We start from the raw sequence: 14,529 nt of genomic DNA on the forward strand, positions 1-14,529 counted from the left end.
TCGTGCCTTCCAATCACTCGGTACCGGCGGTTACTTGAGGTCGCTCGCCTTGATGTAGCCGGAGTCGACGAGGACCTTCTGGTAGTTGTCCTTGTCGACGGCGACCGGCTCGAGGAGGTAGGCCGGGACGACCTTGGCACCGTTGTCGTACGTCTTGGTGTCGTTGACCTCGGGCTCCTTGTCGTTGAGGAGGCCGTCGACCATGTCGGCGGACACCTTCGCCAGCTCCCGCAGGTCCTTGAAGACGCTCATCGACTGCTCGTCGGCGATGATCGACTTCACCGAGGCCAGCTCGGCGTCCTGGCCGGTGACGATCGGCAGCGGCTTGCTCTTGGAGCCGTAGTCGTCCGACTTGAGGGCGGACAGGATGCCGATGGAGATGCCGTCGTACGGCGACAGGACCGCGTCGACCCGCTCGCTCTTGTAGGACGAGGTCAGGATGTCGTCCATGCGCTTCTGGGCGGTGCCGCCGTCCCAGCGCAGGGTGGTGACCTGGTTGAGGGCGGTCTGCCCGGAGCGGACGACGAGCTGCTTCTTGTCGATGTACGGCTTGAGGACGCTCATCGCGCCGTTGAAGAAGTAGCGGGTGTTGTTGTCGTCGTTGGAGCCGGCGAACAGCTCGATGTTGAAGGGGCCCTTCTCGCTGCCGTCCTTCAGTCCGAGCTTCTCCAGGATGTAGTTGCCCTGCAGCTCGCCGACCTTCTCGTTGTCGAAGGAGGCGTAGTAGTCGACGTTCTCCGTGCCCAGGATCAGGCGGTCGTAGGAGATCACCGGGATGTCGGCGTCCTTGGCCTGCTGCACCACGTTGTTCATCGACTTGTTGTCGATGGCCGCGATGATCAGCGCCTTCACGCCCTGCGTGATCAGGTTCTCGATCTGCGAGACCTGCTGGTCGGGGTCGTCCTCCCCGTAGACCAGCTTGGTCTCGTAGCCCTTGGCCTCCAACTCCTTGACGACGTTGGCGCCGTCGGCGATCCACCGCTCGGAGGACTTGGTCGGCATCGCGATGCCGATGGTCGCCCCCTCCGAGCTTCCCTTGTCCTCCTCGCTGCCGCCCTCGCTGTTCTGGCCGCAGGCGGTCAGGGTCAGGGCGAGGGAGGCGGCCGAGGCGATGGCGGCGAGTGCGGCTCTGCGGTTACGCATGATCATCATCCTTGATGTGTGCGAGGAGGAACCGAGACGAGGTGTGTCGGATTGTGCGCGGTCGTGTCTTCTTTTGAGAAGGGAGTTTCCAGAACGTTATGACGAGATCTCGAACCGGTTGAGCGAGCCGGGCAGCCGCGTGCCGAGCGGGGCCATGTCGCCGCCGGCACCGTGCCGCGCGAGCAGGTCCAGTGCGAGCCGCCCGCGCCGCACCCGCTCCTTGGCGGTGGCCAGCGTCAGTTCCCGCAGGTGGTGGCCGTACGGGTAGATGCCGGGGGACTTCGACAGACCGAACTTCAGGTAGAGCGGGGCGCCGCGCCGGATCAGCTCCGCCACCTCGTACATCCGTACATAGCCGCCCAGGTCGTCCGGCGCCTCGATGTACATGTCCATCGGCGCCGCCGACACCCGGCGGATCTCGGTGAGGTGGTCCAGCGTCAGGTCGCTGGGCACGTTGACGGAGTCGGCGCCGAGCCGCTCGTAGACGGCGAACGAGGCAGGGTTGACGGGGCCCACGAGCGCCGAGACCTTCAGGGTGGTGTCGGCGGGGATGATCCCCTGGGCCCGCGCCCGGTGCAGCGTCCACAGCACGCCCTCGTCGGCGACGAGCAGGCACTTGACGCCCAGCTCCGTGGCCCGCACCGCGTCTTCGACGCACCCGGCGACCGCGTCGTGGCCGCGTGCGCGCAGCCCGCCGCCGCCGGAGTCGGTCCGGGTGGAGCCGCCGATGTCCCAGGTCCCGCGCGGACCGGTGAACAGGCACAGTTCGATGTCGCGGGCGGCGGTGGCCTCGACCATCTCGGTGATCTCGGCGTCGGAGAGCATCCACACCCCGCTGCCCTGGCTGATCCGGTGGATCGGCACGTCGAGGCGGGAGGACTCCTTCAGGACCACCGCCAGCGCCTCGGGACCCTCGCAGGACGGGATCTCGGTGCGCCAGCGACCGCCGTCCGGGAAGGTGTGCGGCGAGGCGTCGGCGGGGTCGAGGGCGGGCGCGCCCAGGCCGAGGGCGGTGAGCGCCTGCTCACCGGGCCGGCGGGGCGCCGTGGCGGAAGCGTCGGTCACAAGCTGTCCTTCGTGTTCGATATGCCGGACAAGGTTCGCGGCACATGGCAGACGGGCGGGGCATGGGTGTACGCCGGTACGGAGGCCGTCAGGTCGCCCCCGTACCGGCGTACGGCTGGGAGCTGCCTCAGGGACGCAGCAGTACCTTGCCGACCTTCGGATCGCCGGACCCCACCAGCTCGATGGCGTGCGGGAACTCGGCGAGCGGCAGTTCGTGCGTCACCAGCGGCAGCGGGTCGAGCAGCCCGGCGGCGAACACCCGGACGGTGTGCGCCCAGGCGTCCGGGGGCGCCCCGAAGACGGTGTGCACCTCCAGCTGCCGCACGACCAGGTCGGTGGGGTCGAGGCCGGTGGCGCCGGGCGCCGGGATGCCGGTCAGCACCAGCCGCCCGCCGCGCCGCAGCAGCGCCGCCGCGGTACGGGCGGCGTCGGCTGACCCCGCCGTCTCGATGACGACGTCGAAGTCGTCGGGGAGCGGCTGGTCCTTGGTGCGGAAGTCGGTCGCCCCGAACTGCCGGGACAGCGCCTCCCGGTCGCCGCGCGTACCGACGGTCAGCAGCTCGGCGGGGGAGCCGGCGGCGAGGAACTGCACGGCGAACATCCCGAGCGTGCCCGTGCCGACGACGGCGACCCGCTCACCCGGCCGGGCGTTCGCCTTCAGCGCGGCGGCGGCGATACAGGCGGCCGGCTCCAGCAGGGCGGCGGCCGACAGGTCGGCGTCGTCGGGCAGGACGTGCAGCAGCCGGGCCGGGAGCGTCAGCGTCGGGGCCATGGCGCCCGGCTGGGTGAACCCGGTCTCCTCGTACCCGGCGGTGCACAACGTTGTCTCACCGGCGTGGCACCGGTCGCAGACCTGGCAGTTGCGGAACCCCTCGCCGACCACCTTCCGCCCGACGAGCGAGACCGGCACCCCGGCCCCGACCGCCTCCACCGTCCCCGACCACTCGTGCCCGGGGACCAGCGGGTAACGGACGTACCCCTCCGGCCTGTTGCCCTGGTGCACCTCACGGTCGCTGCCGCAGATACCGGCGGCGTGCACCCGTACCAGCGCCTCCCCGGCGGCCGGGTCGCGCGGCTCGTGCGGGACGAGCCGGTGCGCGCCCGGCGCCTCGATGACGACGGCGGTGCTCACTGGGTGCCCTTGGGCTTGCGCTGCTCCCAGCCCTCGGCCCACAGGTCGAACCGGGCCTGCTGCTGCGGGAACTCGGCGGCGGCGTCGGTGTCCAGCTCCACGCCGAGCCCGGGGGCGTCGGAGAGGTGGAAGCACCCGTCCTCCGGGTCCACCTGCGGAGCGCCCTTGACCACCTTCTTGATCTCCGCGTCCGCGAAGTCGTTGAAGTGCTCCAGGATCTTGAAGTTGGGGGAGGTGAAGCCGACCTGGAGCGAGGCGGCGGTGAGCACGGAGCCGCCCACGTTGTGCGGCGCGACCAGCGTGTAGTGCGTCTCGGCGGTCGCGGCGAGCTTGCGGGTCTCCCAGATGCCGCCGATGTGGCCGACGTCCGGCTGGATGATGTCGACGGACTGGTCCTCGAACAGCTCCCGGAACTCGATCCGGTCGTGGATGCGCTCACCGGTGGCGACGGGGATGTCCACCTTCTCGGCGACCTTCTTCAGCGCCCGCAGGTTCTCCGGCGGCACCGGCTCCTCCAGCCAGGCCGGCTTGAAGGGAGCCAGTTCCTTGGCGAGCCGTACGGCGGTGGAGGGGGAGAACCGCCCGTGCATCTCCAGCATCAGCTCGGCCTCGGGCCCGATGGCGTCCCGCACGGCCTCGATGAGCGAGACGGCGTACAGCGTCTGCTCGTGGTCCAGCTCGAAGTGCCCGGTCCCGAACGGGTCGATCTTCAGCGCCCGGTACCCGCGCTCCATGACCCCCTGGGCTGCCTTGTGGTACGCCTCGGGAGTCCGCTCCGTGGTGTACCACCCGTTGGCGTACGCCTTCACCTTGTCGGTGACCTTGCCGCCCAGCAGCTGCCACACCGGTACGCCGAGCGCCTTGCCCTTGATGTCCCAGCAGGCCATCTCGATGACGGCGATCCCGGACATCACGATCTCGCCCGCGCGCCCGTAGTCGCCGTACTTCATGCGCTTGACGAGGTCCTCGACAGCGAACGGGTCGGAGCCGAGAATGTGGTTGACCTCGGCCTCCTTCAGGTAGCCGAGGAGCGCGTCGGTGTGGCCCAGCATCCGGGTCTCGCCGACTCCGGTGAGGCCCTCGTCGGTGTGCACCTGGACATAGGTCAGGTTGCGCCACGGCGTTCCGACCACGTGCGTGCTGATTCCGGTGATGCGCACGGCAGCTGCCCTCCGCTACGTTCGATATTTCGTCACTCGTTCGAAATGCTGGCGTGACAGTAAGGACGGGGTGGCGGGAGTGTCAATGGGTCGGACACATAACGGTTTCGGGAGCTTTCGAAACCTCGTCACCCGCCGGGGCGGCCGTTTCCCACACAACTTTCACAGGCGGCACTAGGAAGGCGGTCGGCGCGGAACTTAACCTTCACGCGTCATGGACTACTGCGAGCCGTGCCGACGGCACCTCAACGGCGCCCTGGCCTGCCCGGGGTGCGGCGCACCGGCCGGCCCGGCGGGCATACCGGCCACGGAGACCCTGGAGGTGCCGGAAGCCGCGAACGGCGGACGGGTGCCGGAAGCTCCGGACGGCGGACGGGTGCCGGAAGCCCCAGACGGCGGACGGCACGTCACCGCAGGGGCGGCGGGGGAATCCACGGCCGACGCCGTCACCGATGCCGGGGCAGCGGCTCCGGGAGGCCGCGCCGCCCGCAGGCGCGAGCAGCGGCAGGGCGGGCGGCGGAGCCGGGAGCGGGGCCCGGCGGGCGGCGGCCCTGTCGCCGACGGTCCTGCCCAGGACGCCGACGGCGCCGGCGAGGGCGACGGACCGTCCGGCCGCCGCGATCGCAAAGCGGCGGCCCACCGCAGGCGCCGCCGCCGGACGCTGATGATCACCGCCGGGTTCGTACTCGCCGCCGGCGGCCTGAGCCTGGCCGAACTCGGCACCGACGTCCCCGGTTTCCCGTCCTCGAAGCCGGCCACGTCCGGGGAAGGGGCCCCCGACTCCGACCGGGAGGACGAGGACGACCCCGCGCCGGGAACCACGGCCGCCCCCGTGGACGACGGGACCTCCGCCGGCGCGACGGGCACGGCGTCCCCGGACGCCTCGGACTCGGCGTCGGCGGACCCGGACGCGTCGGGCACGACGGAGGCGACGGACTCCGGCGCCCCGGACGACGACGAGGACACGGACCCGACGACCTCCCACGCCACCACCCCGGGCGCCTCCTCGGCACCCCCGGCGGCGACCACCCCGACGGACGAGTCCCCTTCCCTCCCGGAAACCTCCGACCCCGACCCCGAGCCCTCGACCTCCGACCCGGAGCCGTCGGCGTCGGAGACGTGCGACCGGTGGCTGTGGTGGTGCTCGTGACGAGCGGCCCCCGCGCCCGCGCCCGAACCGACGTGCCTACTCGCTGACCGGCGCGCCTACTCTGACCGGCGCGTCGGCGAGCCGGTTGTTCCGGTCGATCTCCGCCATGTGCGTCTCGGCCCAGACCCGCAGGGCGGACAGCGGCCCTTCGAGGGAGAGGCCCAGCTCGGTGAGCCGGTAGTGGACGGCGGGCGGCACGGTGGGCTCGACGCGCCGGGCGACCAGGCCGTCGCGGTCCAGGCTCCGCAGGGTGGTGGACAGCATCTTCTGCGAGATGCCGGGGACCCGGCGCCGCAACTCCGCGAACCGGATCTCGCCCGGCGCCTCCTCGGCCAGCACCTTCACCACCATCGACGTCCACTTGGTGCCGACGCGGTCGAGCAACTGCCGCGTCGGACAGCGCGGGTCGAGCAGATCACCGGGACGTGACGTGGTCACCCGTACCTCACCACCTGAAACAGAAGTGCCGTCTTGGGCCCACCAGGCTAGTTCCTTACGGTGACCAGGTCACCTCTGTTCACCCCGCACCCGGAGCCCACCATGCCCGACCTGCGCCGCGTCCCCGTCAACGGCACCGAACTCAACGTCGCCCTCGCCGGGTCCGGCCCCGCCGTCCTGCTGCTGCACGGCTTCCCGCACACCTGGCAGGTGTGGACGGACGTCCTGGCCGACCTGTCCCGCGACCACCTCGTCATCGCCCCGGACCTGCGCGGCTTCGGCGCGAGCGCCCGGCCCGCCGCCGGCTACGACGCCGGCACCCTGGCCGAGGACGCCGAGGCGCTGCTCACCGCGCTCGGCGTCTCCTCGGCCGCCGTGGCCGGCATCGACGCCGGCACCCCGCCGGCCTTCCTCCTCGCCCTGCGCCGCCCCGGCCTCGTCCGGCGGCTGGTCGTCATGGAGTCCCTGCTGGGCCGGCTGCCCGGCGCCGAGGACTTCCTGGCCGGCGGGCCGCCGTGGTGGTTCGGCTTCCACGCCGCCGCGCCCGGCCTCGCCGAAACCGTCCTCGAAGGACACGAGGCCGAGTACGTCGACTGGTTCCTGAACGCCGGCACCCTCGGCGCGGGCGTCCGCCCGTCCGTCCGGGACGCCTTCGTCCGCGCGTACACCGGCCGGGCGGCGCTCGGCAGCGCGTTCGCCACCTACCGGGCCCTGCCCGAGAGCGCCGACCAGATCGACCGGGCGCTCACCACCACCCGCCTGACCGTCCCGACCCTGGCCATCGGCGCCCACCCCGTCGGCCCCGCCCTGGAACGCCAACTCCGCCCCGTCACCGACGACCTCACCGGACACGTCATCGAGGACAGCGGCCACATCATCCCCTTGCACCGGCCCGAGGCCCTGCTGACGGTGCTGCGGCCGTTCCTGTCCGAGGGGCAGGACGAGGCACCGGGGCCGACGGCGTCGTCCTGAAGACGGCCCACACGGTCTCGCCGACGACATGCCGCGTGACCCCCATGCCGGAAACGAGGTCGCTGTGTCAGGGGCACGGGGCCACCTCCGGGAACTGGGCGTCCGACGAGCGGCACCCTTACTGCATTTCGCGAATAGCAGTTAGTTGGCAGGATGGCGGGGAACATCCGGGCGAGGTCGCTGCCGTTGGGGTCACCGGGGGAGCCCGGCATCGGCCGCGAGGAGGGCTTTGTGAGCACGAGCAACTGGGTCAGTACGTCCCTTCCGTATCTGACCCCGCGGAAGGTCCCGCAGCAGAAAGACGCCTGGGCCGCCGAAGCCGCCGCGCAGGGCCGTCGGGGAACCCAGCGCATCCTGCACGCCGGCGAGGTGCCCGCACCGGCCGAGGTCGCGGAGCTGTTCGGCATCGCGGCAGGGGAGCTGGTCGTCGTGCGCCGCCGCCTGATCCTCCTCGACGAGCGCCCGAACGAACTGACCGACACGTACTACCCCCTGCCCATCGCCCAGGGCACCGCCCTCGCCCGCACCGCCAAGATCCGCGGCGGGGCCGTCGCCCTGCTCGCGGAACTCGGCCACGTCGGCGTCCTGGTGAGGGAGGACGTGACGGCCGCGCTGCCCGACGAGGAGGAGTGCCGGACCCTGGACACCGCCCCTGACGAGCCGGTCCTCCGGCTCACCCGGCTCACGCTCGACCGCGACGACCGCCCGATCCAGGCCGACCGTATGGTGATGCCTGCCCTACGGCAGAGACTGCGTTACGAGATCAGGATCGGATGACCGTGCCCCAGGCAGAAACGGAAGCCGTCGACCGCCGCTCGCTGCACGAGCGCATCGCCGCCGATCTGCGCGACGACATCATGAGCGGCGAACTCGCGCCGGGTGCCAACCTGCCCTCGACGGCGCGGCTCAAGGAACGCTTCGACGCGTCGAACGCCACGGTGCAGAAGGCGCTGCAACTCCTCAAGGAGGAGAGCCTCGTGGTCGGCAGGGCGGGAGCCGCCGTCACGGTGCGCGAGCACCGGCAGCGCACGGTCCGGCCCGCCGCGCTCACGACGCCGGGCCGCTGGCTCGCCGAGGCCGCCAAGCACGGCACCCACGCCCGCAGCGCCCTGCGCGAGGTCGCCGAGGTCATCCCGCCCGCCGACGTCCGAGCCGCCTTCGGCCTCCCGGCGGACGGCACGGCGCTGCTGCGCGCCCAGCTCCTCCTGATCGACGACGAGCCCGCCGAACTCGCCCACTGCTATTACCCGCTGGACATCGCCCGGGGCACGGCGCTGACGGAACGCCGCCGGATCAAAGGCGGTGCCACCGCACTCCTCACGGAACTGGGGCATCCCCCGCGCCACAGCGTCGACCGCGTCTCCGCACGCATCCCCACCCAGGAGCAGTACCAGGCCCTCCGCCTCACCAGCGGTACGCCCGTCCTGCGCACCCTCCGGGTCGTCCACAGTGACGGGGAGGCCCCGGTCGAGGTGACCGTCATGGTGAAGGCCGGGCACCTCTACGAGCTTCAGTACGAGTTCGAGGCGTAAGCACCCGCCCGAGGCTCAGCCCTCCACCCCCTCGTCCCCCACCATCCTCCGCAAGGCGTCCCGCAGCGCCAGCCGCTCCCCCTCCGCCAGCCCCGCCAGCGGCTCCCGCGCGAAGCGCAGTGACGCCCGCAGGCTCCGGGCCACCCGCAGGCCCTCCTCCGTCGCCGCCGCCACCTTCACGCGCCGGTCGCCGGGGTCGGGGCGGCGCTCGACCAGTCCGCGTGCCTCCAGGCGATCCACGATGCCGGTGACGTTCGACGGTTCGCACCGCAGCTTGCGGGCCAGCCTGCGCATCGGCAGCGGCTCCAGGGACAGCAGCCTCAGCAGCCGCGCCTGCGCCCCGGTCAGCGCGTGCTCGGCCGCCGCCTCCTCGTAGTCCGCGTGGAACCGGGCCACGGCCACGCCGATCAGCTCGACGACCTCCAGGGTCAGTGCGTCCGGTCGGGGGGTGGAGTGCGCGTCGGCCATGGATTCAGGGTACCCATTGTTTGACAACCTGAAATTTACAGGCGCACAGTTGTTTCAGGTACTGAAACAACTTCGAAAGGGCCGCTCATGACCGAGTCCCCCACGCTCCCCTCCGTCAACCGCGAATGGCACCTGCTGAGCCGCCCGGTCGGCTGGCCGAAGGAGGAGGACTTCGCCCTCGTCGAGGCGGACGTCCCCACCCCCGGCGAGGGTCAGGTGCTGGTCCGCAACACGTACCTCTCCGTCGACCCGTACATGCGCGGCCGGATGAGCGCCGCCAAGTCCTATGTCGCCCCCTTCGAGCTGGGCAAGGTCATGCAGGGCGGCGCGGTCGGCGAGGTCGTGGCGTCGAACGCCGAGGGCATCGCGGTCGGCGAGCACGTCCTGCACTGGCTCGGCTGGCGCGAGTACGCCGTCGTGGACGCGCAGCAGGCCGTCAAGGTCGACCCCGAGGTCGCGCCCCTGTCCACGTACCTCGGTGTGCTCGGCATGCCCGGCCTCACCGCGTACGCCGGTCTGCTGCGCACCGCCTCCTTCAAGGAGGGCGACGCCGTGTTCGTGTCCGGTGCCGCGGGCGCCGTCGGCGGCCAGGTCGGGCAGATCGCCAAGCTGAAGGGCGCCTCGCGGGTCATCGGCTCCGCCGGGTCCGACGAGAAGGTCAAGCTGCTCACGGACGAGTACGGCTTCGACGCCGCCTTCAACTACAAGGACGGCGACGTCAGCGGCCAGCTCCGCGCCGCCGCCCCGGACGGCGTCGACGTCTACTTCGACAACGTCGGCGGCGACCACCTGGAGGCCGCCATCGGCTCCCTCAACCGGGGCGGCCGGATCGCGGTCTGCGGCATGATCTCCGTCTACAACAACACCGAGCCCGCCCCCGGCCCGAAGAACCTCGCCCGCCTCATCCAGACCCGCGGCCGCATCGAGGGCTTCCTCGTCGGCGACCACTACGACCTCCAGCCCCAGTTCGTGGAAGAGGTCGGCCCCTGGGTCCGCGACGGCCGGCTGAAGTACCGCGAGACCGTCGTCGAGGGCATCGAGAACAACCTGGAGGCGTTCCTCGGCGTCCTGCGCGGCGACAACACCGGGAAGATGATCGTCAAGCTCTGACGCGCGCGCGATCCGGGAACCTACCCTGACGTCAGGGTAGGTTCCCGGATCGCCGGTTTCCAGTCGCCCCCGTCGCCCCAGTCGCCCCCGCCGCGCCCCTACCGCCGCCCCGGCCCCCCGCCCGACTCGGCCAGCCGCTGCCGCAGTGTGGCGGCGAAGTCCTCGGCCATCGACAGCCGGGCCCGCAGCGTCTCGCAGCGCGCGTCGGCCACCTTGCGGTAGGAGTCCAGGCGCTCCCGCAGCCGCTCCCGCTCCTCCTCGGAGGGCGTCTCACCGGAACCGGCCGCCGACAGCCGGTCGGTGATCTCCAGCAGGTCCCGCATCTCCTCCAGGGAGAAGTCCAGCGGCTTCATCCGGCGGATCACCATCAGCCGCTCGACATCCGACTCCGTGTACAGGCGGAAACCGCCCTTGCTGCGGGCGGAGGGAATAACGAGGCCGACTTCTTCGTAATGACGCATGGTGCGCAGCGACAAACCGGTCCGTTCGGCGACCTCACCGATCTGCATCTGTCGCTGTTCCGTCATCGCCGTGTCTCTCCTCGTACTGAGCAACTCGCACTCTTCCCTCACGTCAGGGTAGAGTCGTCGAGCGGGTAGAACCATGATGCCCGACCGGCGCCCCGGACGGGCCGCCGCTCTGTCCGTCGAGGCCCGTCGAGGCGGCCGGGCCCCGGACGATTCCCCCGGACGATTCCCCAGGGGATCACGCACACCGCGCGCGAGCGTCCAGTGGCAAGTGGATGCGTGCGCCTGAACAGGAACGGTCGCATGTCCTCACCGCTGTCCCAGACCCCCGGGTCACGCCTGTCCAAGCCGGACTGGCTCGCCTCACCCAAGGTGCTGCGCACCGAGGTGCTGGCCGGCCTGGTCGTCGCCCTCGCCCTGATCCCCGAGGCGATCTCCTTCTCGATCATCGCCGGCGTCGACCCCGCGATCGGCCTGTTCGCCTCGTTCACCATGGCGGTCGTGATCTCGGTCGTCGGCGGCCGCAAGGCGATGATCTCCGCCGCCACCGGCGCCGTCGCCCTGGTCATCGCCCCGCTCAACCGCGAGCACGGCCTCGGCTACCTGGTCGCCGCCGTCATCCTCGCCGGAGTCTTCCAGGTGGTCCTCGGCGCGCTCGGGGTCGCCAAGCTGATGCGGTTCGTGCCGCGCAGCGTCATGGTGGGCTTCGTCAACGCCCTCGCGATCATGATCTTCATGGCGCAGGTGCCGGAGATGCACGACGTGCCCTGGGCCGTCTACCCGCTGATCATCGGCGGCCTCGCCCTGATGGTGTTCTTCCCCAAGGTCACCAAGGTGGTCCCGGCCCCGCTGGTCTCCATCGTCGTCCTCACCGTGATCACCGTCGCCGCCGGGATCGCCGTACCGACCGTCGGCGACAAGGGCGACCTGCCGTCCTCCCTGCCGGTGCCGGGCCTGCCCGACGTGCCGTTCACCCTGGACACCCTGACCACCATCGCCCCCTACGCCCTCGCGATGGCGCTGGTGGGCCTGATGGAGTCGCTGATGACGGCCAAGCTGGTCGACGACATCACCGACACCCGCTCCGACAAGACCCGGGAGTCCATCGGCCAGGGCATCGCCAACATCGTCACCGGCTTCTTCGGCGGCATGGGCGGCTGCGCCATGATCGGCCAGACCATGATCAACGTGAAGGTCTCCGGCGCCCGCACCCGCCTGTCCACCTTCCTCGCCGGGTCGTTCCTGATGGTGCTGTGCATCGCCTTCGGGCCCGTCGTCTCGGACATTCCGATGGCCGCCCTGGTCGCCGTCATGGTGATGGTGTCGGTGGGCACCTTCGACTGGCACTCGATCCGGCCGAAGACCCTCAAGCGGATGCCGCTGGGCGAGACGACCGTCATGGCCGTCACCGTCGTCGTCGTGGTCGCCACCGACAACCTGGCCATCGGCGTCGTCGTCGGCTCCCTCACCGCGATGACCATCTTCGCCAAGCGCGTCGCCCACCTGGCCCGGGTGTCCGGCGTGGTCGACCCCGACGGCAAGCAGGTCGTCTACTCGGTCACCGGCGAGCTCTTCTTCGCCTCGTCCAACGACCTCGTCCACCAGTTCGACTACAAGAACGACCCGGACGACGTGGTCATCGACCTCTCCGGCACCCACATCTGGGACGCCTCCTCGGTCGCCGCGCTGGACGCCATCGAGACCAAGTACGCCGAACGCGGCAAGAAGGTCACCGTCACCGGCCTCAACGAGCCCAGCGCCGCCATGCGCGAGCGGCTCGCCGGACAGCTCACCGCAGGCCACTGACCCCCGGGCCGCAGTGCCCCTGCACCCGCGGCCCCCCGCCCGATAGAGTGCGCCCATGCGTGATCTTGGGGCGGGATTCGGTCATCTCCTGAAGGGCCAGCGCTGGGTGGCCCGGCACGGCAAGAGCTACGGCTTCGGGCTGCTGCCGGGACTGATCACCCTGGTCCTGTACCTGGCGGCCCTGGTGGCGCTCGCCCTGTGGGGCGCGGACTTCGTCGCCTGGGCCACCCCCTTCGCCGACGACTGGTCGAGCCCCTGGCCCGGCCTCTTCCGCGGCTTCCTCACCGCCGTCCTGTTCGCCCTCGCCCTGCTCCTGGCCGTGCTCACCTTCACCGCGGTGACCCTGCTGATCGGCCAGCCCTTCTACGAGAGCCTGTCCGAGCGGGTCGACCGGGACGTCTCCCCGGACGGCACCGCCCCCGAGTCCGAGCTGCCGCTCTGGCGGGAGCTGTGGATCTCGGGCCGCGACAGCCTCCGGATCGTCGTCCGCGCCGCGGTCTGGGGCGTGCTCCTCTTCGCGCTCGGCTTCATCCCGGTCGTCGGCCAGACGGTCGTCCCCGTGATCGGCTTCTTCGTCACCGGCTTCTTCCTCACCGAGGAGCTGACCTCCGTCGCCCTCCAGCGCCGCGGTGTCGTCCTCCGCGACCGCCTCGCCCTGCTGCGCTCCCGCAAGACGCTGGTGTGGGGCTTCGGCACCCCGCTGGGCCTGGCCTTCCTGGTCCCCGTCGTCGCGGTGTTCCTGATGCCGGGCGCGGTCGCCGGCGCCACCCTCCTCGCCCGCGAACTGCTGGGCGAACAGACCCGCGACGGCGACGAGGAGACCCCCGCCGTCAGCTCCGCGCCCGTTCCGCCGACGCACTGACCGCCACCGACACGATCGCCCGCACCTGCGCCACGATGTCCCGCCGGTTGCGTACGAAGTCGGCGTCCGTGACCTCGGTGGTGTTCCCGGCGCCGAACTGGAGCACCGGCGTGTGCACATGCCCGCCGGGCAGCTCGTCGCCGAGGCCCAGCCGGTCGCGCAGCAGCGTCGCCCGGTAGGCGATCTCGTTGGACAGGTAGTCCCCGCCGCCCCCGGCGCGCGCCGCCGACCCGGGGGTGGGCCCGTCCGGCCGCACCACGGGCTCGGTGCCGCCCGCCGGGACCTCGGTGACGCTGGTGTTGTCGTACACCGGGAACCGCCCGGTGTCCGCCGCCACGATCTCCCGGTACGGCAGCGTGGTCGTCGTCCACTGCGGCTGCCCGGCCGGATCGGACACCGGCACGAGCCCCGTCCGGGAGACGTTCTCGTTGTCCGCGAAGCCGCCGCGCCAGGCCCCGTTGGTCCGCTCCACGTCGAACCGGCCCACCCGCCCCTGGCTCACCGTCGCGAACAGGTCGACGCGCGGCAGGTACGGCCGCAGCGCCCGCTCCACCTCACCGCCCGCGAAGTCGTCCCAGCGCACCGGGAACACCGCCGTCTCCACCCGGGCCGGCCCCCGGTCGGTCCGGATCACCGCACCGTCCAGCGCCAGCGCGGACGCCCCGGACGGGTTGGAGATACGGATGTCCCGGTCCAGCGTGAACGGGTCGAACCCGGTGACCAGGACCCGCCGCAGGCCCTCGCCGCCCGGCAGCCGGATGTCCTCCTGCCCCCGCGAGGTCCGCTCCAGGTCCTCCAGCAGTGCCGCGCGCTGACCGGACGACAGCCCGAACTCCGGCTCCCAGCCCCGCAGTTCCCGCGTCATCCCGAGCCGCGCCCAGTACAGCGGCCGGTCGTCGTCGCGCGGCAGGTCCCCGCGCGCCGGACCACGCCCCCGCGCCCGGTCCACCGCCCGCTCCCACAGCGCCGACCCCTGCCGCAGGACCGTACGGCGGGCCTCGGCCCAGGAGTCCGCGCGGCCGAGGGCACGGGCGAACGCCGGTGCCACCGCGTCGAATCCGGACCGCCGCAGGATCTCCTGGGGCACCGCCCGGTCGAGCCGCCGTTCCTCCACGGTGACCGCCGAGCCCGCGGTCGCCGGGTCCGCCGCCGCGGGTGCCGAGGCCCCCGCCAGCAGGGCCAGGACAAGTCCACTGATGCGTACGCCTGTGCCGGTCATGGGCG

General features: G+C 71.6%; 15 protein-coding genes. 7 read left to right on the forward strand and 8 right to left on the reverse strand.

Features of this window, described 5'->3' with window-relative positions; translation table 11 throughout:
- Positions 1-30: 30 nt before the first annotated feature.
- From chvE to ACIQR3_RS22235, 4 genes are all read right to left on the reverse strand, one after another.
- A complete protein-coding gene (chvE, locus tag ACIQR3_RS22220; protein WP_403541467.1) occupies positions 31-1,143 on the reverse strand; it encodes a multiple monosaccharide ABC transporter substrate-binding protein in 1,113 nt (370 codons plus the stop codon).
- A 96-nt stretch (positions 1,144-1,239) separates the two neighbouring features.
- The gene (locus ACIQR3_RS22225) at positions 1,240-2,208 is read right to left on the reverse strand and encodes a hypothetical protein (RefSeq protein ID WP_215169402.1); all 969 of its coding nucleotides are present in this window, start codon (positions 2,206-2,208) and stop codon (positions 1,240-1,242) included.
- Between the two features lie 127 nt (positions 2,209-2,335).
- Positions 2,336-3,340 (reverse strand): zinc-binding dehydrogenase, encoded by a 1,005-nt coding sequence (locus tag ACIQR3_RS22230; RefSeq protein WP_403541469.1) that lies wholly within the window; start codon positions 3,338-3,340, stop codon positions 2,336-2,338.
- Positions 3,337-4,500 carry a mandelate racemase/muconate lactonizing enzyme family protein gene (locus ACIQR3_RS22235; protein WP_403541471.1) on the reverse strand — a complete coding sequence of 388 codons (1,164 nt, stop codon included), beginning with the start codon at positions 4,498-4,500 and terminating at the stop codon, positions 3,337-3,339. The genes ACIQR3_RS22230 and ACIQR3_RS22235 overlap by 4 nt, the downstream gene beginning before the upstream one ends.
- Positions 4,501-4,714: 214 nt before the next feature.
- Between ACIQR3_RS22235 and ACIQR3_RS22240 the strand changes: the two genes are divergently transcribed.
- Positions 4,715-5,650 (forward strand): hypothetical protein, encoded by a 936-nt coding sequence (locus ACIQR3_RS22240; RefSeq protein WP_403541473.1) that lies wholly within the window; start codon positions 4,715-4,717, stop codon positions 5,648-5,650.
- 36 nt (positions 5,651-5,686) lie between these two features.
- Here the strand turns inward: ACIQR3_RS22240 and ACIQR3_RS22245 are convergent, their stop codons facing one another.
- Positions 5,687-6,088, reverse strand: a complete 402-nt coding sequence (locus ACIQR3_RS22245) for a winged helix-turn-helix transcriptional regulator (RefSeq protein ID WP_403541475.1) — start codon at positions 6,086-6,088, stop codon at positions 5,687-5,689.
- 102 nt (positions 6,089-6,190) lie between these two features.
- Between ACIQR3_RS22245 and ACIQR3_RS22250 the strand changes: the two genes are divergently transcribed.
- The 3 genes from ACIQR3_RS22250 (at position 6,191) to ACIQR3_RS22260 (ending at position 8,592) form a co-directional block, all read left to right on the forward strand.
- Positions 6,191-7,060 (forward strand): alpha/beta fold hydrolase, encoded by an 870-nt coding sequence (locus ACIQR3_RS22250; RefSeq protein ID WP_403541548.1) that lies wholly within the window; start codon positions 6,191-6,193, stop codon positions 7,058-7,060.
- A gap of 231 nt (positions 7,061-7,291) precedes the next feature.
- Positions 7,292-7,837: a GntR family transcriptional regulator gene (locus ACIQR3_RS22255; RefSeq protein WP_403541477.1), complete on the forward strand. Its 546-nt coding sequence runs from the start codon at positions 7,292-7,294 to the stop codon at positions 7,835-7,837.
- On the forward strand, positions 7,834-8,592 hold the full coding sequence (locus ACIQR3_RS22260; RefSeq protein ID WP_403541479.1) for a GntR family transcriptional regulator: 759 nt from the start codon (positions 7,834-7,836) through the stop codon (positions 8,590-8,592). Before ACIQR3_RS22255 ends, ACIQR3_RS22260 begins: the two co-directional genes overlap by 4 nt.
- A gap of 15 nt (positions 8,593-8,607) precedes the next feature.
- Here ACIQR3_RS22260 and ACIQR3_RS22265 read toward each other — a convergent pair whose 3' ends face one another.
- The gene (locus ACIQR3_RS22265) at positions 8,608-9,060 is read right to left on the reverse strand and encodes a MarR family winged helix-turn-helix transcriptional regulator (protein WP_403541481.1); all 453 of its coding nucleotides are present in this window, start codon (positions 9,058-9,060) and stop codon (positions 8,608-8,610) included.
- A gap of 87 nt (positions 9,061-9,147) precedes the next feature.
- Between ACIQR3_RS22265 and ACIQR3_RS22270 the strand changes: the two genes are divergently transcribed.
- Positions 9,148-10,170, forward strand: coding sequence for an NADP-dependent oxidoreductase (locus ACIQR3_RS22270; protein ID WP_403541484.1), 1,023 nt, complete (start codon positions 9,148-9,150; stop codon positions 10,168-10,170).
- A gap of 98 nt (positions 10,171-10,268) precedes the next feature.
- Here the strand turns inward: ACIQR3_RS22270 and ACIQR3_RS22275 are convergent, their stop codons facing one another.
- Positions 10,269-10,697: a MerR family transcriptional regulator gene (locus tag ACIQR3_RS22275; protein ID WP_403541487.1), complete on the reverse strand. Its 429-nt coding sequence runs from the start codon at positions 10,695-10,697 to the stop codon at positions 10,269-10,271.
- Positions 10,698-10,940: 243 nt separating this feature from the next.
- Between ACIQR3_RS22275 and ACIQR3_RS22280 the strand changes: the two genes are divergently transcribed.
- Both ACIQR3_RS22280 and ACIQR3_RS22285 read left to right on the forward strand, forming a co-directional pair.
- A complete protein-coding gene (locus ACIQR3_RS22280; protein WP_403541488.1) occupies positions 10,941-12,443 on the forward strand; it encodes a SulP family inorganic anion transporter in 1,503 nt (500 codons plus the stop codon).
- A gap of 55 nt (positions 12,444-12,498) precedes the next feature.
- Positions 12,499-13,305 (forward strand): EI24 domain-containing protein, encoded by an 807-nt coding sequence (locus ACIQR3_RS22285; RefSeq protein WP_403541491.1) that lies wholly within the window; start codon positions 12,499-12,501, stop codon positions 13,303-13,305.
- Here ACIQR3_RS22285 and ACIQR3_RS22290 read toward each other — a convergent pair.
- Positions 13,274-14,524 carry a pyroglutamyl peptidase gene (locus ACIQR3_RS22290; RefSeq protein ID WP_403541494.1) on the reverse strand — a complete coding sequence of 417 codons (1,251 nt, stop codon included), beginning with the start codon at positions 14,522-14,524 and terminating at the stop codon, positions 13,274-13,276. The two genes, ACIQR3_RS22285 and ACIQR3_RS22290, sit on opposite strands and share 32 nt — an antisense overlap.
- Between the last annotated feature and the right edge of the window lie 5 nt (positions 14,525-14,529).

Origin of the sequence: Streptomyces sp. NPDC090994 (genome assembly GCF_044768905.1) — a bacterium.
Lineage (GTDB): Bacteria > Actinomycetota > Actinomycetes > Streptomycetales > Streptomycetaceae > Streptomyces.